Origin of the sequence: Paenibacillus sp. ACRSA (assembly GCF_022346845.1) — a bacterium.
In the GTDB taxonomy this organism is placed as follows: domain Bacteria; phylum Bacillota; class Bacilli; order Paenibacillales; family Paenibacillaceae; genus Paenibacillus.
Window position 1 is genome coordinate 211,576 of record NZ_JAKRNP010000009.1, and the last position, 25,817, is coordinate 237,392.

Below are 25,817 nucleotides of genomic sequence, written 5' to 3' on the forward strand. Positions count from 1 at the left end.
AACTCGCTTTAAAGTTCACTATTTAGATTCGCATTAAATCGGACATCAGGCTATATTTTAGTCCATTTCAATAATTATTGATCTGAACTTCCACTCGGTTTAATGTTGGATGCTGCTCCATCCGCTTACATCACATTGCCCGTGATCATTATTACCCACCGCAACCATTGTACCATCAGATTTAAGACCAATAGTATGGGCACACCCCGCCGAAATAGCCCTAATGTCATGCCAACCACTTACATCGCATTGGTGATGTTTATTCAAACCCACCGCGACCATCGTACCATCAGATTTAAGACCAACGGTATGATAACTCCCCGCTGCAACTGCTACAACATCCCTCCAGCCGCTTACGTCGCACTCGCCATCATTATTTCTACCCACAGCCACTACCGTGCCATCTGATCTAAGCCCAACAGTATGAAGATAACCCGCCGAAACAGCCGATATGCTGCTCCATTCGCTTACGCTACATTGCCGATACTTATTGTTACCAACCGCTGTTACCGTGCCATCTACTTTTAGCCCTACTGTATGCCAGTCACCCGCCGTGACTGCTACAATATCACGCCAGCTGCTTACGTTACATTCACCTTCATTATTTCGACCCACAGCAACCACCAACCCATCTGTTTTTACCCCGATAGTACGGCACCAACCTGCCGCAACTGTAACAATATCGCTCCAATTGCTAACATTGCACTGGTCATGCTTATTCCAACCTACGGCCGTTACAGTCCCATCAGATATAAGACCAACGGTATGGGCATTTCCCGTGTTTGTCGCCATATGTACATTACCAGCAACGACTGCGACGATACGGCACCAATCGTTTACATTACATTGACCGTATTTATTATCACCCACTGCCGTTACCGTTCCATCAGATTTAAGACCAACGGTATGACGACGACCCGCCGCTATGGTATCGTTACGTATAGATATCGTCTCAAACACCGTCTCCTTCCGTAAATTGCAATCCATATTTTACCTCCACTACAAATTAAGATTCTCTCCGTCCTCCGTTAGCTCAACAATAAGATCCGTCTAACCGCGAGAATCACCTTGCTCAGCAAAAGGGTGCATTAATATTACACCTCAGTGATATTAGCTTTAACCTTTTACTGAGCTTCCAGCCACGCCCTGGATGATATAGCGCTGACCCACTAGGAATACGATAATCATTGGAATAATGCCTGCCGTGGCAGCCGCCATCATACCATTGTAGTCCACATTATTCTCCAGAATAAAGTTCTGTAGTCCGAGTGGCACGGTGTATAGGTCTTTGTCGATCAGAAACACGAGCGCATTCTCATAATCATTCCAATGCCATGAGAAATCGATGATCGCTAGTGTAGCTAGCGCAGGCTTCGCCAGAGGCAGAATTAACCTGAAGAATATACGCAGGTGACCGGCACCGTCGATGAACGCAGCTTCTGAAATCTCTGAAGGCACCGACAGGAAGAACTGCCGCAACATGAATACACCAAAGATAGTGAACAATCCGGGCAGGATCAAGGCCCAATGGGTATTATATATCCCCACCCATTCAAACATCAGGAACTTAGGCACAAAGAGTACCTGCGGCGGCACCATCATCATTGAGAGATAGATCAGGAACAGTGTCTCCCGACCTTTGAATTGTATCCGTGCGAAACCGTAGGCTGCAAAAGCCGAGAGAAATACAGCTCCAATGGTGCTAATGAGCGATATTTTTAACGAGTTCAAATAATATGTTGCAAAGGTATCCACCCCGCTCCAGACCTTGATATGATGCTCCCAGTTGAGGCTGGAGGGTATCCATTGGATCGGATAGGTGAAGACATCCGCAGCAGATTTGAATGACGTACTGATCATCCAGATGAACGGCATAATCATCAGCAAGGCAAAACTGGACATCAGCAGTGTCAGTAGAATCCTCCAAACCCGGGTCAAGGACTCCATACTAATCTTAGGTGAATGCGGAGATGTGGGCTGCGCGTTCGCGGCACTTGGTTTCTCCATGACGATCCCTCCTCTCCTTAATAATGAACCCAACGTTTCTGGCCGAGCCACTGTAACACGGTGAAGATCATGATGATGGCAAAGAGTGCCCAGCTAATAGCGGCGGCATATCCCATCTCGTAATATCGAAATGCATTTTGGTAGATAAAGAGTGATAATACCGTTGTACTGTTTCCGGGTCCACCCTGAGTAATAGCCTGAATGATGCCAAAGTTCTTGATGGTCATGATCAGTCCTGTAATCAACAGTAAAAACGTTGTTGGGCTAACAAGCGGCCATATGACTCGGCGTATCGTCTGCCAGGGGCGGGCACCATCTATACGGGCTGCCTCAATCAATTCCTCCGGAATTTCCTGCAAAGCTGCCAGATATATAATCATGTTGTAACCGAGCATGAACCAGATCCAGATGATATCAATCGCATACATTGACCATTCGGTTGTCGATAACCAACCCGGTGGATTCGTAATACCGATCCCCCGCAAGAAGCCGTTAATGGGTCCCGACGTCGGCTGGAACAGCAGCATCCAGACAAAGGCGATGGCTACACCGCTGGTGATGTAGGGCATAAAATAAAGCGCACGCAGTGTTTTTTGCCAGTACACAGACTTGTTCAACGCCACCGCCACGATAAATGCCAAACCCATTGATATCGGAACAGCTAATAGGAATATAAATGTGTTTCGCAGCGCCACGCCAAACAGTTCATCATTCAACATTCGCCGGATGTTATCCAATCCTACAAAATGGGTCTCCGGGTTCATGAATTTGTAATCGGTGAACATGAGATAGAACGAATAGATAGCCGGTATAATAAAAAACAACAGCACGCCAATCATATTAGGCCCAATAAACAGATACCCGAGCCTGCTCTGCCGTTTCATCCAAGATTTATGCATATACTTTCCACTCCTTAACATCTGTTCTGCATTTCTCTTGACTCAAGCATAACAAGATGTCCTGCAACATTTAAGGAACATAACCATGGTCCTGATATCACAGATATATGTATTTCGGCCTTATTTTCCGAGAGGGAAATAACAATGAATTGTTCTATTGGCACCAACGACTTGGACGAATTCATTGAGGTCTATGTACAGAACACATGTTAATTGGTATGCCAAACAAATTATTTCCACAAAAAAAGCCGCCTCACGCGAGGACGGCTCTTGCTCTAAGTGCATTTGCATTCTATTGGTTCTGCTTCAACCAATCATTATGGCGTTTGACCATGTTCTGGACAGTAACTTCGGCAGTTTGGTTACCAAGGAAGTACTTTTCATACTCCTGTGCACGCAGATCTACCACTTCTTGTGCAATGCTGCGGACAAACGTAGGTGTCTCGTCACCATATAACACGAATTCCAGTGACTCTTTGTCATAAGATTCGGCATAATCACCGAGCAGATGATCAATGGCAGTCTGTTGATCAACCGCATTCGAGGAAGGCAGACGTCCACCAGCAGCCATTGGCATCATTCCACCATCAGCATACCATTTCAGGAACTCCCATGCGGCTTCTTTATTTTTCGACTTGGAATTGATGGCAATTAAGTCACCGAGACCTCCACTTTTCACCATATCCGCTTCCTGTGCAACCAGTCTCGGTACAGGTGCAAAGGCGATTTTCCAATCTCGAGGGAACTCGGTCATGTTGTTCGAAGTGCGGATCAGCCATTCGCCAATATTAATCATGGCAGATTCGCCGCCAAGGAACATGTTCTCCACTGGCATTTTGGAAGTCAATTGCTCGCCGAGTGGAGGCGTAGTTGCATCCTCCTTCATCATTCCATTCAACGTCTCGAGCCATTTGGTGACCAATGGATCATCGAGGTTGGAAGTGCCGTCTGCCTTGACATAGCCATTCTTCACCAGAACAGAATCAAGCGGATCCACATAGGAAGCAGTATGCTGTACCAATCCATACTTGAAACCAGAAGATTTCAGCTTAAGCGCATAGTCACGGGCTTCATCCCAAGTCCAGGCTGTGGGTACGCTCAGTCCCGCTTGATCAAGCGCTTTCATATTTAAAGCGAAGAAAGCTGCATTTTTCTTGGTCGGCATCCCATAATATTTTCCATCTACTTTCCAGGATGCTGCATCTTCTCCCATTTTCTCATCAATGTTGTAATCGGTGAACTCGCCTAGATCCAACGCTGTCCCACCCTTGATGCGTTTATCGAGATTCGTGAGGGTATAGTTGACATACAGGTCAACATTCTGCCCTGTGGACAGTGCCGTATCCAGCTTCAAGTTGCCATCGTCATCATTGACAAACCGTACATATTCCACCTGAATATCTGGATTCTCCGCATTCCAGGTATCCACCACTTCCTGTGGACCATTCTCAGGTGGCACCGCGCCCCACATGGTCAACTTCACCTTTCCTGCGGCAGATCCGCCTCCGTTATCTCCACCGTTCGTCTCACTTTTACCTACGCAGCCGGCTAGCAAGCCCAACATCAGCACGCCTACGATCAATCCGGTTAATCCTCTTTTGGCTCTCATCTGGTCACATGACCTCCCTGAATTGAAGTGAATGTACCTTCCGTTACATCGTAGCAGGGACCATGCGGAGTTCATAAGATACATATCCATGATTCGGATTGAACAAAAATACGGATTTATCTCCCCTTGCCTAAGCAGTCAATACACATATTCCTTCTACTCATGCTGTGAGTCACGAGCGGTGGCGATACTGGCTGGGCGTGCAACCGGTCCAACGCTTGAAGATTTTGATAAAATAATTATCACTTCCGAATCCCACCAGGTAACCAATCTCCTGTACGGGAAGATTCGTCTCCCGTAAGTATTCAGCCGCTTTCTCCATCCTCACCCCATGCAGATAATGAATTAGGGTATGACCCGTTTTCTTTTTAAACAAAGCACTGACATAATTCTCACCCATCATCACAAATCGTGACATGGATTTGACGGTAATGTCCTGATCGTAATGCTGTCCGATGTATTCAATAATCTTGCTAATCTCCGGATGCTTTACTATCGGCTCACGAACAGGTGTGAATGGAAGATCAGTCTCAGATAGGGGCGAAGGGGAGATTGTAAGAGATGCAGGCGAAGCAGGTGTCGGTGTTGATGTGAGAACTGTTGCAGGAGGCGACACCTCATGATGATTAGTCTTTGTAGGGACTTCAGCCGAAGCTCCCAGTTCAGCACTTACTTTACGTAGAGTATCACGCAGTGAATTCACACTCATGGACAGTTTCAGAATATAATTTGAGGCTCCGTATTCCATCGCACGACGTACATATTCGAACTCTCCCATACAGGTGAGCATCACAAATTTGGTCTTTAATCCGGCTTGACGTGTCTGTTTGAGTAATTCCAGACCATCCATACCCGGCATGACAATATCGGTCAGCACCAGATCGGGTACATCCTGTATAATCATTGCAAGCGCTTCGGTACCATTACCAGATTCTCCGATGACCGTGAAGCCCAGCTCTTCCCAAGAAATGATCTCACGTACCGACTCACGTACAAACACCTCATCTTCTACAAGCAGTACTTTCCACATTTCAGATTCCCCTTTCCAGTCGGCTAGTCAGACTGCTTCTCTACATAAGGCGTCGACAATAAAAAAGGAATACTGAACCTCACTAGTGTACCCGGATCGGTATTAATCACTTCAAGTTTACTTTGACCCTTGAACAATAACCTCAATCGTTCCCTGAGATTAGATAGGCCGATTCCCGGACGTGTCCGGGTTACTTGCAAACGCAGTGATTCCTCAATTCCGATTCCGTTGTCTGCTACCTCAAGCATCAGTGTTCCTGTGTCTTGCCTATAAATTCTGATACAGATCTGACCAAGCTGCTCCAGTGACCCGACACCGTGATGAATCGCATTTTCTACCAGCGGCTGCAAGCTCAGCTTGGGAACCAGCGCGTACTCCAGTGTATCGTCCAATTCACAAGTTACTTCAAAGCTGTCGCGGTAACGAACCCGCTGAATATGAAGGTAAGCTTGAACCAACTCAATCTCATCCTTAAGATATACTAATTCGACCTGTGAATTCAGGCTGACCTCCAGTAATTTGCCCAAAGAAACACACATCTCGGAGATCTCCTCATTCCCGCTACGGATCGCGCTCCACTTCATTGTATTCAATGTATTCAGGAGAAAGTGCGGATTCATCTGAGCCAAAAGCATATGAAAATGTACCGCTTCCTTCTGGCGTTCCTCCGTCTTGAGTCTGGTAATCATCTGGTTGGCATCGTCCAACATGGTATTAAACGTACGTGTTAGTTCCAACACTTCGCCACGGCTGTTTCCCTCAGGAATACGAATCTTGAGGTTTTTGCGGACAACCTCCTTCATTTGTTTCTGTAGATCCGACAAAGGGCGCGTGAACGTCGCCGAGATCATAAAAGCCATCAGTACAAACGCTCCTGTGAACCCGAAAAAGGTCAAAAAGTAACGCTGTTTGAGTTCGGAAATCTCTGTAAAGAGGATCGAAAGCGGAATCCGATTCACCATATACCAGTCCAGTGATTCGATATACACGTAGTTAATTAGTGTATCTGAAGCTGGATCGGTCAGATAAGCCTCTGCCGGATGGAGAGCGATTTCACGGGTGACCTCGAAGGAGAGGGCGGCAGTTTTGGAGGAACGGGCAATGGTCTCTCCACTACCCGTAATAAGATAATATTCCTGATTACTCTGTGAATCCTTCAACATGGTCTGAAACCAGTAAGAGTAATCAATGCTAATTCGTGCCAGTCCGTACCGTTTGCCTCCGCTATCTTTCATGTAGGCATACAGCGACAATAAGTACGGGCTGGAGGATAACTCCCGCAACACATGGTTTGTATCTCGGGCATCCCAGCGATAAAAAAGTTCTTCCGGTTGAAACGGAGCCGAATCTGTATCCCCCTTTACCAGAGGAATCTCGCCTAGACGCTTGCTGAATTGCTCTAAGTAGGGATCATAAGATAACGCTTTTTTAGGTAAATACGAAGTGTAAACGCTATCATAAAAATCCAATAAAGTAAAATAGACTGAAGGATTATATAGAAAGAAACTGTTGTTGATCATCTTGAACTTCTCTTCCACGAGCGATTTGTTCTCAAGGGGAGTACGACTGTCTGGAGAGGTTAGCACACTTCTTACCGCCGAATCCTGTTCCAGAAAAATGAGTGTTTTGAAAGCAATACTCATCTGATCCTCCAAAGAACGGTACATCTGTACCAGTTGCTCATGACTCTGTTCGCTAATTTTCTGCTCGACCAGCGATTCAATCTGCTGATAGTTGTAGACATTCAACGCACTGAACGGTAAGAGAATCAACACCACAAAAGCACCGAACAGTTGGTACCTCAGCCGCTGTGGCAATAATCTCTTCCAGTGTGGTTTGTTCATTCCTTTGTACTCGCTCCCCTACAATTAATGAACCCATTATAGCACCTACCTACCACTTATAGCCGAAGTCGAATGAATTGCATGAATTTGTGATACCCCTTGCCGGTATCGAAATGAATTGCATAGATATGATCTATTCGTGCAAGCAAGAAAGAGATCGGACTCTTTTCTTATACCTGATGTCGCCTCCGGTATTCGGAAGGGCTGATTCCCATGGTGGACGAGAACACCCGACTCAGATAAAATCCGTTCTCATATCCACATCTTTCCGCAATCTGGGTAAGGGTCAGACCACTATCAGCCAGTAAATCCCTTGCTTTTTTGAGACGAATCGCTTTCAGGTATTCGGAAGGAGTTTCTTGAAAGGCATCACGAAAACGTCGAGTTAGCTGGACTGGACTCAAAGCCAAGTACTCTGCCAACCTTCGAAGACTGACCCCCTCGCCTGCCCATTCCTCCAGCAAAACCGCCGCTTCAGTCATCAGAGCATCTTCCGTAAATTTTCGTTGCATCAACTTGTTCTGTCTACGCTCCCACTGATACAACTGCCACAAATCCATCATCAAATGAGTTTTCCATTTTACTGAATCCCCATCATTGTCCTCAGTCGCTTGACGCAGATAAGCATACGTTGAAGCCAGACGTTTTGTATCATTAATCAGGGATTTTCCGACCGGCGGCAGAAGGTTTTCATCCTCTAAGGAGTTAGAACGAAACTGTATATAGTGAAACGTCAGCGGGGTTACCGTCTCTCTGCGAAAAAGCACGCGCGGCGGACATAACACCAGATCAGCGAAACCCGCCTCTCCCGTCTGCCCCCCAATCTCATAACGAAATACGCCCTCTTCCACGGCAAAGACTACCCAAGCGTCGTAGATATCCTCTGCCAAGGCAAACTCCGCTTTCTTCTTCCAGTAGATGTGATTCAGGAGGTCCATGATACACCTGCCTTTGATGTGAAATAAAGTATATGCTCGATGATAATATAGTGTATTTAAAAAGTAAATATATAGAACTAATATGAAATTATAGATATGAATTGCGAGCTTAGGCTCCTCCATATTCCAAGAGAGAGGTGTTCTTATGAATCACGAACTTGTTAAACCGGATGTCACCGTCATCGGTGGCGGGCTTGCTGGTGTATGCGCAGCTATATCTGCGGCACGACTCGGCCAACAGGTCGCGCTAGTGCAGAATCGTCCCGTACTCGGCGGTAATTCCAGCAGCGAAGTACGCGTATGGGTCTGTGGAGCCACAGCACACGGCATTAACCGCTATGCCCGCGAGACTGGCATCATGGGCGAACTGTTTGTAGAGAATCAGTATCGCAATCCGGAGGGTAATCCTTATCTCTGGGACTTAATCATTCTGGAAGCCGTTCGAGCAGAATCTAACATCCGTCTATACCTGAATACCGATGTCCATGAAGTGGAGGCCACAGGAGATGAAGATGAGCGCATGATGACCTCCGTTACTGGATGGATGATGGGTTCTGAGCGCAAAATCCGATTCGAAAGTAAGATCTATATCGACTGTACGGGGGATGGATTGGTGGGCTTCCTAGCTGGAGCCAAGTTTGCGTTAGGTCGGGAAGCCCGCAGCGAATATGGTGAAGAATGGGCACCAGAGGTGGCCGATCAGATCACGCTAGGCAGTACACTTCTCTTCTATACCAAGGATACTGGTGCACCTGTCCGTTATATCCCGCCCTCTTTTGCCAAGGATATCACTCAGACTAGCATTCCGATTCGCCGGGTCATACGCAGCGGGGATTCCGGTTGTCATTACTGGTGGATTGAATGGGGTGGTGAACATGACACCGTTCATGATAATGAGCTGATCCGTGATGAACTGTGGGCTGTGATCTACGGCATCTGGGACTATATCAAGAATTCAGGCAAGTTCGATGCAGAGCATATGACGCTGGAGTGGATCGGTTCTCTGCCCGGCAAAAGAGAGTACCGCCGTTTCACGGGTGACTATGTGCTCACCCAGAACGATATTATCAGCCAGCGTGAGTTCCCAGATGCCGTTGCCTTTGGCGGCTGGTCCATTGACCTGCATCCCCCGCAGGGTATGTACGCGAAGGCGAGCGGCTCGAAACATATGCATGCCGATGGCGTATATCATGTGCCGTTCCGCTCGTTGTATTCCGTGAATGTACGGAACATGCTCATGGCCGGACGCGACATTAGCGCATCGCATGTCGCCTTCGGCACGACCCGCGTTATGGCAACATGCGCTGTCATTGGCGAAGCCGCAGGTACGGGCGCGGCGCTTTGCGCGACCATGGATGTGCCGCCGCGCGCTCTGTACGCGAAGCATCTTGCCTTGCTGCAGCAGACGTTGCTGCGACAGGATGCTTCTATCATTGGCGTGCGAAGCAACGATGAGCTGGATCTGGCTCGGCGTGCCAAGGCTACAGCCTCCAGCACGCTGACGAGCATCGCTATAGAGCAGCCTGGCGAGATGTATCCGCTGGATACGGATGCCGCCCTGCTGCTACCTGTGCATCCAATGTTAAGCGGCGGCCTAGAGCTGCTGCTAGATGCATCCAGCGATACCGAAATAACGGTAGAGCTGTGGGATACGGGGCGTAAGGAAAATTACGTGCCGCATACGTTACAAGTTACGGTGACCGTTAACGTTACAACGGGAAGCGCTCAGTGGGTGAAGCTTCCACTCGAATGGCGACCGGAAGAACCGCAAAATGCATTTATTATCTTCCGGGCTAATACATCCATCTCACTTTACCATTCGACGGAAGCACACAGTGGTGTACTTATTTTTTTCAAAACAGAAGAAAATCACGTGTCCAAAAATCTGGAGGATCACGCCACGGATCAACCTGTCGTATTATGGTCCATGCAAGGGCTGGCACGTCAGCCATTCTGTTGTCGTACGCTCTCAATGAGTGATGCTTACTCGGCGAATCATACGATAAACGGTTATCATCGTCCTTTCGGCGGGCCACAGCAGTGGATGTCACAGCCGATGAAGTCAGGCACGCCGGAATGGGTGCAATTGACGTGGGAAGATCCACAAACCTTGGCTGAAGTGCACTTGACGTTCAATGATGATGTGAACGAGGATCTCGTCAATTTGCATCACCATCACACGACATTCCGTGTCATGCCTGAACTTATAAGCGATTATCAAGTCGAGATTTTGGCTCAGTCTGGCGAGTGGATCGAAATTGTATGTGTAAAGGAAAACCGCAGAAGAAAAGTCATCCATTCTCTGGATGTACCTGTGCATGCACAAGCGCTTAGGGTGACCATTGAGGCCACTCATGGCACCAGATATGCGGAGCTTATTGAGATTCGTGCTTATGCCGAGCCAACAAGGTAGGGGAGCCATCTAATCGGTAAAGGGAACAATATGAGCTTATCCAGCCTGCAATCGGACGCTTTTATATGATGAAGCTTAGAATGGCTCATATTCCGTCAGATGATCGTAAAAGAAAAAGCACACGATGGGTGCTCTATTGTTACGCATTCTCGTACCAGATAAAACCAAGGCGGATGTGGATTATGTGCGGATGAAAATAGAGCATCAGCAGAGTTACAGCAGCTGATGCTCTTTCTTTTCAAAGTAGTATGCTGTTCTGTTTAGAACAGTACACTGTTCAACTACCATGCAGTAATCTGTGAAGAGTATGTTCTCTAGCGAACTCCTTTCAAATCATCACTTCTTCCGGCACTATCGCATATAATTTCTATTTTTGGGGTTTACGCATTGTTACATTCCAGACTACTGAAAAATCGCTCAACAAAAACACCACCATATATTTTCTTCATATGTGCCGTGTTGAAAATATACTGTTCCATCTGCTCAAGCTTGCGCAGACTGCGTACTAGTACCTTCCGATCATCGTCAGATAGATTGATGTCATACTCAATCTTCGTCAAAGCATTTTTTACACGTGCAGATACCTGTTCAACATACAGATGGTTTTTGGATTTTGGTGGAATACATTGTGTCAGGTCACAGCCCACAAAGCGAACACCATCAAGGATACAATTTTCAAAATTGGCGATTAGCTTTTGTCTGCCATTTCCCTCAAACGTGATATCCACTAGCTTACCCGTGAAGGAACAATTGATGATTTTTGCCACTTGTAAAATCCGGTCATTGAATCTACATTTAACAAAAGTACAGTCGATAAACGTAGCATTCTCCAATGTCATGCCTCTCATATCGCAGGAGGAAAATTCGCAATTGGTGAAAATAGCTTCGTCTTGGGCAATGCCAACTGAGCGCAAGTCGGAACGAATAAATGTACAATGATCAATCGTACTACCGGCAAAAAATTTCGCATTCGTAAGATCGCAGGTATCAAATACTAGATGATGCAGGTTACAGCTCCAAAATATCGGTAAGCCAACATTCGAGTTTATTATAGTCGATCCACTTATCGTTTCGTGTTCATACCTGACAATATCAGTAAACCATTCGCTGTCTACTGACATTCCAGACTCAAGTCTTCTCATCCCTATCACCCTATCATTTCTTCATCTAGAATTATGGTTAGTATTTTTCGAATTCTGATTTTAAATCCTCAATAAGTATATCAACATCTAATAAAGCAGAATCAGTATTATTAAAAAATATCGAAGGTAGAAAACCCTCTTTTTTCAAATTAGGTAAAAACTCGTCAATAAACTCGTATAAATTTATCATCTTAGTTGAATGAATTCCCCAATCATCACTTGCACAGTATTCAGCAAATTCTTTCTTAGGCCAAAATGGAACTAATTTATTACCTTTATCATCTTCAGTAACTGACCACCCATTCTCATAGAGACCCCACACTTCTTCTGAATCTACAACTTTTTTAATGAAGTATTCATAACGAATATTTGCAGGCAAATTGATGACAAATTCAAATTCTTTCTGATTCATAGTTCCTCCTAAGTATCTAAAACACGGTTCCTTAGACTAACGATTTGTATTGGTAAAATTTACTCATTAAACTGTGTTCTCATCTTTGTTAAAGTTTATAAGCATTATGAAGACAAAGATAGGAGTTTTAATGGACATGAATCTCAGCAAATCCATCATTAGTCTACTTTGTGTGGCGACATTAGCAGGCGCGTATTTCAGCTTTACAGAGCATCAGAGTAATCGACAATTTGAGCAGCAGCAACAGAGCAATACGCAATACTGGTCGCATATGCAGTCGATCTACTTGCGAGAATTTGACTATGCGCTTGCGGAGTCCCTGGCAGCATCTTCAATTACAGATCGTCAATTAGCACTTCAATCTGCGATTGAAAACGCCAATTATATCTTGCAATATGTAAGAATCGGATCCGTTACAATGAACTTTCAAATTTGGTCATTTGAGTCGTTTATCACGGATGCCAGCCGTTATTTGGCATATTCTGCCAGTGAAAAGGAAATTTCACTCAACGCGGATCAATTAGAACAAATTGCGCGTCTGAGAAAGTTTGCAAAGACCGCTCTGCCGTATCTCGAACAAATGAGACATAAATCTGTTGATTCCTCTATATCAGATGTACAACAGGTCGCGACCGAAATGGAAGAGGCTTTGTCTCAACTCGACTCGGTCTCTACGTATGGCAATAAAGCTTTTAACGAATTCCTGTACAACCAGAATCCTTACATACCTCTGAAGCCTGGAACCGTGTTCGCTGGTGAAACCACTTATAAGGCTACAGAACTTGCGGCCAAAGCAAAGATTTTCATGGGCGAGGCATGGAATAAGGGCGCAGGTAAGCAATTCGTCCACATGTCCTCTGGCGGAAGTAGCCCCCAGTACGGAGAAGTCATGGATTTCAATTTATCGGACAACAATGGGAAATCAACCAGCTCCTATACTGCAACGCTGAGTAAAAGTGGTCACGTGCTGCAAGTAACAAGCAACGGCTCGATCTCTAATGAAGCAGCTGTAGAGCAATCTGTGGACTTCGAGCAAGCTATCGCAGTTGCCGACAACTGGATGTCGCGTTGGTCTGACGAAAGGATGACATTAGTAGCGAAAAAGTTAAATGATAGCTCCATTTATCTCACGTATATTCCGATTCGGGAGCACGTTCCCATTCCGCAGATGAAAGTTGTATGGCAATTTGATTCGCGTACTGGTGCGTTGAAGAAATTTGATGCATATCGTTATTTCTCCCATTATAATAAAACCTTCCAGCTTCACCCGAAGCTGACAATGGAGCAAGCTTCCATGAAGCTTAGCTCAATAGTAAAGGTTTCCGGTAAGCCAAAACTGGAAATCTACAACGATAAGCTCGTATATGCATTTCCCGTCACAGGAATTGACGGCGTTACTCGCGTCTACATTAACGCCCGCACAGGTGCTAACGAAGGCATCAATTATAGCCTGTAACCTCACAAATCTAGGCATTCTCATGAATACTCTCGCGAAGGGCTGCCTTAGATTTTGCACATGGTAATGCAGGTCAACAAATGATTCGCCTGCAATGAGATAATCTTGGTTTGGGGAATGAACAAGAAACGACCTTGGCTCTATAAGAAGAGGCTCAAGGTCGTTTATTTGTATTATAATTGCAAGAAAATCTTATACAGAACCTGAGCAGCTTCTGCTCTGGTTGTCGTTCCGGTAGGGCTCAAGGTGGCATTGCTTCGCCCATTGATGAAGCCCATATTAACCATCGCAGCCATATCATCCACGGCGTACTTAGCTACATTTACAGCATCTGTAAATCTCTTGAGATCCTCGGCTGTACTCGTCTGCTCGGTTATGTCTACTGCCCGCAAAGCTCTCATAGTTAGCACAGCCAGATCTTGCCTAGTAATTTCGGTTTCCGGATAGAAGCTACCATTTGAGCCCAGGGCGATTCCGAGTGCTTTGGCGATGCCAATTTCGTCATAATAGAGATCCGTTCGCTCAATATCACCAAATGTGGTGTTAACCTCCGCTTTAAGCCCCAGTGTTTTTACTAGCCAAGCTAGATACTCACCTCTTGTGACCTGTTGGCCGGGACTAAAGCTTGTAGCTGATGTTCCCTCGATGAATCCTTTGGACGCCATTGTTTCAACAGCTGGTGCATACCACGAATCCTTGATAACGTCATTGAAGTACTTCTTAGTATACACAACTGCATATTCACCTGCTTTTGCACCTGTAAACACCATGGCTTGTAGATCGCTGTCATATCTGCCATTCAGTAGCTCTACAAACGTACTGTTTGCAGCCATATACGAAACGGTAAGGTATTTGGAATTAGCCAATTCTTCAACATCAGGAGTATATGGCACTCTGATTTCAGCAGGTACAATCAGGGCTACCATTTCTACTCCATCTAAGTGAACACTAAATGCAATAACAGGCTTGCTCGTTGTAGCTGATTTTACTTCTGAATGAATCTTTGGAGAATCTAACCGGCTCAGTACCAGTTCCACACTCTTTGCACCCGATACATACTTCAGCATATTAGAAGGCACGGTAATGGTACCAAATTCCGTATTTATCTCTATCTTGATATTGCCATGATCTGCGGTTAGTGCAACTGCAGGAAGCTCAACTGCATAGGACCTCGCTCCCTCTGCTTTCGGTATCTCCACTACAATCGTTTTAACATTGCTGCCATTCGCTTGCGCATGATCAAGAGCCTTATTAATGTCTGTCTGCCGGATGGGTGCTCCTTTAGCTATACCGGTTTTGCTATCCGTCTTTGGTGCCAAAATCTTAATCATTTCTGCTTCGACTTTTATGTTTTCAGGAGTCACAGTCGGTGTCGAAGTAGGTGTGGTGATTGACACAGGTGCATTTGTTGACGGCGGTGTTTCCGTCGGTGGTTCTGGATTGACAACTGGAGTGCTGATAACAACAGTAAGGGATGAGCTCACATAATGAGTTGGCGTTTCTTTATATCTCACTTCGTAGATTCCGTTGCCAAGACCTGTAATCTCTGAGCCTGTGATTGCCCTCCAGTCGACAGCGTCTCCTCCCCCTTGCCGATATTCCATCGCAGGGCTTACACCAGTAATCTTACCGTCCTTAAGACCCGCTGCACTGACATTTACAGCCTTGACCTCTTCACTGGACGGTGGATTCTGCTCCTGCTTGATCCCTTCAGGGACAATGATTAGGACAGTTGGGCTTGGATTGCTCGTTTCTGTTCCAGCGTACCGAAACTCGTAGTTGCCGGCTTCAAGGCCCTCAATGCTGGTTCCAATGACAGGCATGTAACCATCTTGATCCATCTTCCGGTATTCCATATCAACCGACACATTTTCGATTCTGCCATCATTTCCACCTGCCACTGAAGGTGGTGTAATGATCAGTGCTTCTGCTGATGGAGCCTCTCTGTCTTCCTTGGCTTCGTTACGAATATCTATTGTTACTGGCGGACTTGCCTTTAGGCTGTCTGTGGCTGCGTACCGGATCTGATAACTGCCAGGGTTCAGATCACTGATCGTTGTACCTATAACAAGTACATATTCCTCTTCGCCGAGCTTCCGGTATTCCATCGTATCATTTAAACCCTCAATGTTGCCTTTCGTCTCGGTATCCGAATCGGCATGTGAGATTACCCACCCACTCGGATCTGGTGCAACCTGCTCCTGTGTCTGCCCTTCTGGTATAACGACTTCCTTATCCAGGCTGGCATTCAACGAACCGGTCTTCATATAACGGACATAATATTTACCTGCGGAGAGGCTTATAACCTCAGTTGTTGCAATTGTAGTATAATTTTCGTCGCCTTCCTTCTTATACTCCATTTCGCTTGTAACACCAATTAGTTTGCCGTCATCTCCATGAAGAAAGGTCGGTGCCACCCCGGTTGGTGTTACTGGAGCCTCACGATCAGGCATAGATACCGTCCGGTGAACTTCCCATTCCCATAAGCCTACACCGCTATCTCCCGCCCGAGATTGCTTGGTCAGGGTAACCCGCAGCGCCTTTACCTCCAGCGCCGGATCAAATGTGTGCGGATTGGAGGATTCTGCCGGAGAATGTTCAACCACTCTGATTCCTTCCGTAATCGTTCCTGCGGTTACCCATTCATTGGTAGCGCTATCCGTTGGGATGTAGGAATACTTAATTTGGGTAGGCGGCTTGATCCCACCTGCGTCTGACCACAGCACCAGATTCGAACTCTGGATAGTGACACCCTGAGGCCATTCATATTGCACCCACTCCTCTGTGCCTTCATGTCCCCAGGTTCCCCAATGCGGGATGTTGTTGCCTTCCTTCTTACCATCATTCACTGCCGCCAGACTCTCCCAAGGTGAGGTGTAGCTGGACGAAGCATTTGCGAGAAAAGCCATATTGCCCTCTCTCGGACTGAGCAGATGCAACTCCGTCAGCAGTTTCTCCAACGCCATGCTTATTTCTCCGTCTGTGGCGTTTATATTCTTGATTACAGCAGAAGCTTCTGTCTTCGCCGCTTCAATTAGCGCAAGGCCTGGTTCTATAAAGTTCGATGCATTTAATGTATTTACATAATTATAGACCTTGATCAGTTCTGACTTATCTACCGCGCTAGTATAGCCGTTTACCTTCCATTCCAGAATACCGCTGCCATTAACGGAAGGCTTCATATCCATCCGAACTCCTGTAATATATTGGGGCTCAAAGGTGGTTGTATTGTATTTATTAAGTTCATTGCCAAGTCCTTTTATGTCCCGTGGGGTGTACCATTTCCCATCTTCGCCGCGAAGCATAAGTTGCATATCCTTCGGACGGAAGTTGCCGCCATTGTCCTGAAACACATACACATCCATCGAAGAGGCCAGGAATGGCTGATCCCATTCATACGTCACCCATGCCGGATCTCCTTCTCTTCCCCAGTTATGCCATGAACTGTTGCTGGCACCGCGATTCGGTGAAAAATCAGCAGAGTTCCTAGGTTCAATACCGTTATTCATCGCCTCCGGATATCCATCGCCACCAGAGAAACTGGCGGATGCTTTAGCTGTCAGAGCCGCATTCTGTAGCCCTGTATCCACAACATATACGGTAGCACGAACCTCCAATGCACTACCCTTGACGTTTCCTTTGATTTCAAATTGGCCTGGACTAGCATAGTTGCTGGCCTCAATAGTCTCCCAATTAATTTCCTGCTGAATGTAGCCGTCCTCTGACAGAATATAAATATCTCTAGGAAGTTCTGGTACAATATTCTTCTTGGTCACTACACTGAGTGCCCGGTAAGCATCAACTGTATCTTCCATGATCTCGATGGTTACATCCTTGGTAGCTTTTTTGTCTCCATCTGCCGCACTAAAAGTAAACACGTAAGTGCCTGCTTTATTCACCCGCGCATAGGCCAATGCCCTGTCACCATCCACAAAAGAAATATCCGCTGAACCCTCAGGTTTTTGCTTCACGATCCAGGTATAGTTCAACTGTGGTTCTTCTGCCTCGCCATGCACAGGGTCTGGAATGGCCTCACCAGACAATACCACGATACTGTTATTGCTGACATCCTGAACCGCAGTCACCTGACCAATTGCTGGAGGCTGTTTATCAGGTGGCGAAGCCAGCTCAAAGGTTACCGTGCTGGAACCAGTCAGTGTTCCATCGCTAGCGCTAAGCTTAACTTTATAAGTTCCCTCTATGGTACCTGTAGCCTGTGTAATGCTTGCTTTGGGATGATTAAAAGTTAGCTTGCCGCCTTCTGGCGAGCTGACGACTTCCCATTGATAAGACAGTGTCCCTTCTGACGCGCCATCATCGGTTACAATTCCATTCAGCATAAATGGAATTAACGCCTGCGGCTGTTGTGTCGCCAGTTCTACAGTAATTTGTGGAGCTTCATTTTCACCGCCGGATGACTTTTCAATGGTCAATTCAGCTCTCTGCACGCTGCCCATCTGGAACATCGCAACGCCTGCATTGTTCTTAACATAGAACTGTCCGGCATTTTCACCATTCAGCTTCAAAGTATAGTAGCCATTCTCCATCCCCACCCCATCAAACGAAATCCGTGAGGTATGCTCTTTTCCAGAAACGTTGAGAAGTTGAAGAGTATAGCCCTTACCATCTTTTTGAATTTCTGCGCTTTCTATTTTATCGCTTTCCAGCTCCAAATAGATTTTCTCATCTATTAGATTGATCCGCTTGCCGAAACCATCTTTCGGCGTAATGTTGTAGCTGTCTCCTTCGTCAGTCACCAGCGCCCCATATCCGAACAGCCCAAATACGGGATCTGTCACAATATCCGAGCTGATGCTGAGTAGGGAACCATAGAGACCTTCTTCCGATTCACCCGAAAAGTCATTCCAGCCGTTACTCATGACGCGTGAGCCGCCATCGTATACGTCTTTAGTTCCAGTTCCACCCTTATACATCGAATATCTCCAGGATGTGCTGCCAACTGAATTAGCGGAAATCTGACCCATATTGACAGCATTGAAATTCGAAATTTTCGCCGAATAATTGCGCTGCTGTGCAATTGCCTTCTGCTCCGCCGATCTGTCATCATTCTCGTATCGGAGCCAGTCATCCATGATGTACCCTGCTAGAGACGCAGTATATTGGAAATTCCACCAACCTTCACCGCCGCGGAAGACGGGGACTGAATAATGGAACCAAGTAGGCTGTATCCCACGCATAGCACGTGTTTTCCAGTCGGCCATTTCCATACTTTTCTCGGCTGCACCTGCGAGCGCGTCTGCTGGATAGTACGTACGTAGCGCCTTCGCTGCTGCATAAGCCCCTTCTTCGCCAGTATTGTCATATTCGAATTCCGAGCCGTAAGGATAAGTAGCTCTAGTCATATTCCGTCCCTTATCGAGAGCAAACTTCTTCTGCAGATTGGCTGATTCGGTCTGCATCCCCTCTTCCTTTAAGGCTTCAATCATATCTGGGATTTGCTGCTCGCCATAGAATCCGATGGCTCCAGTCGAAACACGCTTATAATAGATGTTATATGCCTTCTCCAGATAAAACTGAGGTGATTCTCGGTACTCAATTAGATTGGGATACGCCTTCTGAATCCGGTACATGTTGAAGAATCCGGTTGCTTCCATGATTTCGGAGAATGTACGTGTATAGGGCTTATCTTTGTCAGTATATGCCCCAGAGTCTTTTAGCCAATTTGCAACGATATAGCTGTCTTGCGTATTCTTCATGTATCTCTCCCACATGAAATCGATCAGGTAAGTCTCAATAGAGCGAATTTCATCCGGGTTGGGAGCCATATAGTTCTTCATTGTCATGAAGTTGATGTTGTCATGGCTCCAGTCATCTCCCCAATGATTTATGTTGAGATCCATGCCGCTAGAAAGATACCAGTCGAAATAGTTACCGTAAGTCGGACTTTCCGGGTCATTGTCCTGTGTTTGCTCGACCATAAATTCGGAATGCGCATCCGAGATTGCATCCAACTCAGCTAGAACATTGAACTCGAATTGAGTGAATTTATCTACCCATTCGTTGCCGTTCTTCAACTTATATTCAATACGAACGCTGTTGTTACCAATCGAATCGAACTGAAGTGAATAGATATGATGCTGTTCACCATTTACGATCTTAGTCTCCACAAACTCAATTGATTCGTTATAGCCAGGGTTCCCGTTAGGCAAACCACGTCCGCTCCGCGAGTTGTCAACCATTTCCTTTCTGCTCTTCCCAGGCTTGATATTCGGAATATGCGCTTCATCAAACGGATCATTCTCATTCACATTCAGAATATCGATGGATTGTACATCAACGATACTATCGTCATAGTGCAGGTCTAGCTTTACAGGCATATTAATCGCCGTCTGGAAGCCCGGCACAGCTACAGCATCAATCATGCCTGATTTATATAGGATGGATCGGAGATTGGCTTCACGGTCTTCCATCGAGGTCGAGCTGTTATTTGCGCTTTGAGCGCTTTCCTGCGGCGTGTTGTCGCCTCCGCGGATCGCTGAGAATTTGAACTTATACGTTTTGGATTCATCTGGTCCTAGGACGAGGCTTGAAGCATCGGTATAGTATCCACGTCCTGTTTTTTGAATATCTTTGGAGTGAATATAGAGCACGTTCAGCCCTGGATACCAACCACCACTGTCCCCAGTCCAATTCTTAAAGGTATCTGTAGCACGTAATTCCCCTGCTTCATGCATCCAGTAATCCACATACTCGATCCGCGCCCCGCTCTCCGGCACCGGAGTGAACAGCATAAAGTTCCCTTCACCACTTGTGCGGATGGCATAAGAATATCCACTGTCAGCACCTGCGAAATTATGTACCGTTACCCGGTCATCATAAGTATCGGATAGGGTCTGATATTTGTTATTCCAAGGCATTGGCAAGCCGATATCCCCGAATTCTATATACTGATTGCTCTTGTTCTTCACCGTAATTTCCCAAAGCATTGAACCGTCATTCGTCTCCATATCGAATACGGATTTTACATCGAATCCTTTCATTACACGCTGACCCGTAGAGTTCAGGTTCTGTCCAATAAAGTTGACTTCTACCTTCTTGCCATCTGCTGATGCTGTCTGGTTAATATAAGGGTTATTAGGATTGATCGTCGAATACTGTGTAGATCCTCCGGCGGCCAATATCTTATTGGTATCAACTTCTACGAAGCCGTCCCTATTGTCAGGGAATTGTCCACTGGCACCCGTACGGTAAGAGAAGATCATTTCCCCCATCCACTGGTGCTGAGTACCATTTTGCGGTGATGTCGTGTTAGGTAGGACGAAATTGATTGGCTCCCCCTGCTTATTGGTAGGATTGTTGTTGATATAGAGCTCTTCAATCTGACCTAATTCCCCAACTTTGGCCGACAGGCTCGCATTAGAAATACCGCTCTTAACTGCAGCTGCGGCGACCTCAGGCAAAGCGCTAACCTGCAATGGCAGACTTGAAAATGCCAGTAGCAGCGCGAGCGTAAGCGACTTCCACTTCTTCGAAATCATTGTCATAATAACCTCCTGTACATATGTGATCATATCCATTAGGGGATTAATTCTTATAAACCGGTAAGTAAAGTGCCCTCTACAAAATGCTTTTGACCGATCAATAGAAATGACGTGCATGCTCTCGTTTAAAGTAGACCCTTTAAGCCATTACCACTGCAAGATGACATCCCCCTAACCATACCTACATTTCCTCATGCGCAATCCCCTTCCCAAGGTTGTAATCTGACTCCTTTTTTGAAAGAAAAGTGAGTTTCGTAAGCGCTTTATTTTCAATGATACTTGTTGTATCATAAAAAATAAATGCTCGATGCCAACATGAATTTTAAATATTTCAACCTGATCGGAGGTGCCCGATTGGACTCGTCCATTCTTCATTTCATCACGCCGCCTATTCCCTATTTTATAGATTGTGGACGTGCTTATTACGAAGCCGGTGAATATCACATCAGCCGCAGTGACATCGGTGTCTTTGATTTAATTGTCGTTACACGAGGTTCACTCGCTATTAGTGAGAACGGGACAGAATGGCTTCTTGAGCAAGGAGAAGCACTTATTCTTAAGCCAGATGGTCACCACTACGGCTACGCTGCATGTAGGACGAAAACGGAAATGATCTGGATTCATTTTCAAACCTATGGTAGCTGGAGAGAGTCTTTGAGCATGGACGAATGCCTGGCCAACCAAGCAGAACTAATCGAGACACATAAGGTAAACGCGTATCTAAATCACTGTGATGTCTGCTCCATCTTCATCCCCAAACATATACGTATTACAACTAAAGATATGGATCTGTTAGAGCATTTCTCTCAGCTTGATCAGGAGCCTCAGTCCATGCGCAACTGGAAGCGACAGGCGACTTTTCAGCAATTCATGCAGCATCTGGATCTTGGGCTGTCCTCACTTTCCGACGTTGCCGCCATTCGGATTGCCGAGAAAGTTGAACTCTACATCCGTCACAATTACCCTCTACCGATCTCCAATCCGATGCTGCAAAAGGAACTCAACTACCACCCAAACTATCTCGCACGCAGTATGTTGAAAGTGTATGGGATGACACCCATGGAATATCTGCTACATTACAGAATCGAACAAGCCAAAAAGCTGTTGCTGCAAACGGCCTGGCCCGTTGCCCGGATCGCAGAAGAGATTGGCTTCAATCATGTATCCTACTTCTCTTCCTGTTTTGCCAAAAGAGAGGGCATCTCTCCTTCCAACTTCCGCAGCAAGTTCACAAACACAGAAACTAAATCGACGACTCATTCAGGACCGATGCTCTGAAAAATAAAAAAGCGTCCGCTCACCAGAAATTACGTTATCCTGTAACGTGATCTCTAGGTTGATCAGACGCTTTCCTTTTTATTTTTAGATACATAGTCCTTTTATTCGCATTCCCGAATCCAAACGCTCATTTCTCCTTCATCCCGATTGGCCCAAGTAAAGTATGGAATGAAGCGAAGCTCCGTAGGATGGATATCCCATTGAACATCACTGCGATACAAATGCGTTCCCCAATCTCCTTGGGATACCATCCGCTGACCCATAGTTGTAAGTGCTGGCACCCCCAGAGGCATCTTCTCCCCGCTACCAATAGAAAACGGAGCATATTGGGGTAGCTGAATGCGATGCAATCCGCGGCCATTGTCGACTTCTTCAAGACAATACATAAATGGTCCCCTCTGTATTGCTACCTTTCCGAAAGTGGATTTGATGTATTCGTGCCCTTTCATTCGCAGCAGCTCCATAGGGAAGTGAAGCAAGATCTCATCACTGCCTTTCCACGTACGAGTCACTTTCATATAACCGGATTCATAAGTAAACTCACTTGGTTCTGTCTTCTTCCCGTTGATCCACAGTTCAGCATTCTCGCACCAATCCGGCTTTCTCAAAGCTATTGTAAACGCCATCCCCTCCGAGGAATCGGGTCGAACCATTAGTTTCACTTCTCCGGTTGAGGTATAGTCAGAGGTCATGGAAAGAGCTACTCTTCTATCCTTAATTGTAAATTCCGCGTCTCCGCCAATGTACAATTGCACATACAACGTAGCCTGTTCCACGGCTGGGGTATACACATATTGATCTAAGGAAGCAAGTAATCGTGCAATGTTTGGCGGGCAGCAGGCACAACCAAACCATCCTTGCCTGCGTGTTCGCACGTGAGCATAATTAGGATTTACACGTTGAATCTCCGGATCAACTTCAAGTGGATTCACATAGAAAAAACGTTGGCCATCCAGGGACATTCCACTAATCACCGTATTATACAGAGCTCGCTCCATAACATCCGCGTACCGACTATCTTGCTTCAATTGCAGCATACGCTTAGCCCAAAAGATCAGACCAATTGATGCACAGGTCTCTGCATAAGCTGTATCTCCCGGCAGGTCATAATCGCCTGTAAATGCTTCTTCTTTGGCTGATGAACCAATGCTTCCCGTAATGTACATTCGCTTGCTTACGATGTTGCTCCATAACCGATCACAGGCTTCTTTCAGCGATGTATCTCCCGTCTCTGCAGCTACATCTGTCATAGCCGCACACATGTAGACCATTCGAACTGCATGGCCTTCTGCTGTCGACTGCTCCCTAACGGGGAGATGGGACTGAGAATAGGTGTGCCGGTGAACCATGTCCAATTCGCCAAAATGTATGGAACGCCCCCTTTGTTCCCATTCCTCTACAAAGAAATGTGGACTTGCTCCCCGCTGATCCAGGAAATAACGACTCAATTCAAGATACTTCTCTTCCTGTGTCGTCTCATACAGTTTGAAGAGCGCAAGTTCAATCTCCTGATGCCCATCATAACCTGGCAATTGTCCCGCATCAGTACCAAACACAGTGCCTATATGATCCGCCAGGCGAATAACCACATCCAGCAGCCTGCGCTTGCCCGTGGCATGATAATATGCCACACCAGCCTCAATCATATGTCCTGCACAATAAAGTTCATGGCACTCGGCGAGATTCGTCCAGCGCGCCCCAGGTTCACGTAAGGTAAAGTACGTGTTCAGATAACCATCGGCTTGCTGTGCCATGGCTATGGTCTCAATAACGGAATCCACAAGGGCTTCCAGTTCAGGGTCGGGCTTCGCAGAGAGCAGATATGCCGCTGCCTCAATCCATTTCGCAACATCGCTGTCCTGAAATACCATGCCATAATGAACGCCCTCTTCCTCCCCTGCTGCAATGCGGAAATTCCGAATGGCTCGACTAGGTTCAGCTCCTTCAATACGGTCATTGAGCGCTTCCCACTGATAGGGAACAACAACATTGCGAACCAGCTCAATATAGTGCGACCAGAATGGATCGTTGATTTTGTGACTATAGACTGGTGTCTGAGGATGATGCGGGACATCTGGTTTTGTCATGGGAACCTCTCCTTGTTCTACTTAATATCCTCATTTTACAAATCATTACATCAGGGTGAAATCATCATTTCCAACTGAAATTTACATAATTACAACCTTGTATACGCGGCGGACTATAACCCATGATTTAAATCAGGGAATACGAGCATTATTTTCATGTGCATTCCAACCATCCGTACAACAAAAAAAGCCGCTATAATAGCGACTTCAATGGGGTAATTCACTGTTATCATAAAGGAAATCGGTGCTGCTAAACCGTGAATCGATATTTGGCGGGAGTTATTCCATGCTCTCGTTTGAATATACGTACAAAATAGTTTAATTCCATACCCACCATTGTCGCAATTTCGCCTACAGACAGCTCTGCATGTTCAGATAGAAGCTCTGCCCCCTTGAGTAATCGAAGGCGTTGCAGATAGTGACTGGGATTCACACCATATATCTCTTTGAACTTACGTTGAAAATGCTGCTTGGAGTAACCGACCGTATCTGCAATATTAGCGAGACTTAAGTCATCCATATAATGCTGTTCCATATATTGTACAGAGGCGCGAAGCATCTCTTTGGCGCTTGTGCTGCTTCGATAGTTTTGCATAGGTTTCTCGCTCTGAGTCGTTGTAGCAATGTACGTCAACATACTATATATTTTCGTAGAAGCCATATGATATGGGTCGCTCACCTCAGGTTCACTTACATGCCATAGCTCCCTGATATCTGATTCAAGCTGCTGTATCTTAGATTCATTCACTGAGATGGGTTTCATCATTGGAAGTTGTAGTGTGTTAACAAGGGACTCCACAAAGCTTCCTTCAATTCCCATAAATCCTAATAACCAGGGTTCAGTTGCTGATGGACCATAGTCATGAGCTAGTTTGCCTGGCACCAATAAGATATCTCCCCTTTTCATCTTGATGTAAGGCGTGTTTTCAAAGTGAAAGGTACCTGAGCCTGCAAAGCAAATCATACATTGAAATGTTGGGTAACCGATAGGCCGATGCATCATGTGCTGGTGATGTAATCCACAGCTATACAATGACAAGGGTAATTCGATATTGCCTTTATTGTGAAAAAGCCTGAATGGTAACATGCTCCTCGTGATCTCCTTCAAAATGAGACAATCATACTACTTTGGCGTGCTGAATGTTGAAAGTACGTTGTACTCTAATCTAAGACTCTTACACAATTATAAATTAGGAATTA

15 protein-coding genes are annotated in these 25,817 nt (G+C 46.0%); 3 read left to right on the forward strand and 12 right to left on the reverse strand.

Annotated features, from left to right (window positions below; all coding sequences use genetic code 11):
• Positions 1–99: 99 nt before the first annotated feature.
• The 7 genes from MH215_RS22740 to MH215_RS22770 form a co-directional block, all read right to left on the reverse strand.
• Positions 100–987, reverse strand: coding sequence for an RCC1 domain-containing protein (locus MH215_RS22740; protein ID WP_239293452.1), 888 nt, complete (start codon positions 985–987; stop codon positions 100–102).
• A 129-nt stretch (positions 988–1,116) separates the two neighbouring features.
• The gene (locus MH215_RS22745) at positions 1,117–2,007 is read right to left on the reverse strand and encodes a carbohydrate ABC transporter permease (protein WP_481857476.1); all 891 of its coding nucleotides are present in this window, start codon (positions 2,005–2,007) and stop codon (positions 1,117–1,119) included.
• Between the two features lie 17 nt (positions 2,008–2,024).
• Positions 2,025–2,906 carry a carbohydrate ABC transporter permease gene (locus MH215_RS22750; protein ID WP_056691145.1) on the reverse strand — a complete coding sequence of 294 codons (882 nt, stop codon included), beginning with the start codon at positions 2,904–2,906 and terminating at the stop codon, positions 2,025–2,027.
• 292 nt (positions 2,907–3,198) lie between these two features.
• On the reverse strand, positions 3,199–4,515 hold the full coding sequence (locus tag MH215_RS22755; RefSeq protein WP_239293453.1) for an ABC transporter substrate-binding protein: 1,317 nt from the start codon (positions 4,513–4,515) through the stop codon (positions 3,199–3,201).
• A 172-nt stretch (positions 4,516–4,687) separates the two neighbouring features.
• Positions 4,688–5,545, reverse strand: a complete 858-nt coding sequence (locus tag MH215_RS22760; protein WP_239293454.1) for a response regulator transcription factor — start codon at positions 5,543–5,545, stop codon at positions 4,688–4,690.
• Between the two features lie 23 nt (positions 5,546–5,568).
• Positions 5,569–7,389: a sensor histidine kinase gene (locus MH215_RS22765; RefSeq protein ID WP_239293455.1), complete on the reverse strand. Its 1,821-nt coding sequence runs from the start codon at positions 7,387–7,389 to the stop codon at positions 5,569–5,571.
• A gap of 170 nt (positions 7,390–7,559) precedes the next feature.
• The gene (locus MH215_RS22770) at positions 7,560–8,327 is read right to left on the reverse strand and encodes a helix-turn-helix domain-containing protein (protein WP_239293456.1); all 768 of its coding nucleotides are present in this window, start codon (positions 8,325–8,327) and stop codon (positions 7,560–7,562) included.
• A 145-nt stretch (positions 8,328–8,472) separates the two neighbouring features.
• On the opposite strand from MH215_RS22770, the gene MH215_RS22775 reads away from it, so the two are divergent.
• Positions 8,473–10,740 carry an FAD-dependent oxidoreductase gene (locus tag MH215_RS22775; RefSeq protein ID WP_239293457.1) on the forward strand — a complete coding sequence of 756 codons (2,268 nt, stop codon included), beginning with the start codon at positions 8,473–8,475 and terminating at the stop codon, positions 10,738–10,740.
• A 380-nt stretch (positions 10,741–11,120) separates the two neighbouring features.
• Here MH215_RS22775 and MH215_RS22780 read toward each other — a convergent pair whose 3' ends face one another.
• Both MH215_RS22780 and MH215_RS22785 read right to left on the reverse strand, forming a co-directional pair.
• Positions 11,121–11,882 carry a pentapeptide repeat-containing protein gene (locus MH215_RS22780; RefSeq protein WP_239293458.1) on the reverse strand — a complete coding sequence of 254 codons (762 nt, stop codon included), beginning with the start codon at positions 11,880–11,882 and terminating at the stop codon, positions 11,121–11,123.
• 37 nt (positions 11,883–11,919) lie between these two features.
• A complete protein-coding gene (locus MH215_RS22785) occupies positions 11,920–12,294 on the reverse strand; it encodes a DUF2750 domain-containing protein (protein WP_239293459.1) in 375 nt (124 codons plus the stop codon).
• Positions 12,295–12,430: 136 nt separating this feature from the next.
• On the opposite strand from MH215_RS22785, the gene MH215_RS22790 reads away from it, so the two are divergent.
• Complete coding sequence (locus MH215_RS22790) at positions 12,431–13,750, forward strand: hypothetical protein (protein ID WP_239293460.1); 1,320 nt, start codon at positions 12,431–12,433, stop codon at positions 13,748–13,750.
• 173 nt (positions 13,751–13,923) lie between these two features.
• On the opposite strand, the gene MH215_RS22795 is transcribed toward MH215_RS22790, so the two are convergent.
• The gene (locus tag MH215_RS22795) at positions 13,924–21,255 is read right to left on the reverse strand and encodes a DUF5695 domain-containing protein (RefSeq protein ID WP_239293461.1); all 7,332 of its coding nucleotides are present in this window, start codon (positions 21,253–21,255) and stop codon (positions 13,924–13,926) included.
• A gap of 351 nt (positions 21,256–21,606) precedes the next feature.
• Here MH215_RS22795 and MH215_RS22800 point away from each other — a divergent pair, with 351 nt between their 5' ends.
• Entirely contained in the window at positions 21,607–22,530 is a 924-nt protein-coding gene (locus tag MH215_RS22800) for a helix-turn-helix transcriptional regulator (protein ID WP_239293462.1), read from the forward strand.
• Between the two features lie 101 nt (positions 22,531–22,631).
• On the opposite strand, the gene MH215_RS22805 is transcribed toward MH215_RS22800, so the two are convergent.
• On the reverse strand, positions 22,632–24,617 hold the full coding sequence (locus tag MH215_RS22805; RefSeq protein WP_239293463.1) for a glycoside hydrolase family 127 protein: 1,986 nt from the start codon (positions 24,615–24,617) through the stop codon (positions 22,632–22,634).
• Positions 24,618–24,867: 250 nt separating this feature from the next.
• Entirely contained in the window at positions 24,868–25,704 is an 837-nt protein-coding gene (locus MH215_RS22810) for an AraC family transcriptional regulator (RefSeq protein WP_343224608.1), read from the reverse strand.
• Positions 25,705–25,817: the final 113 nt, after the last annotated feature.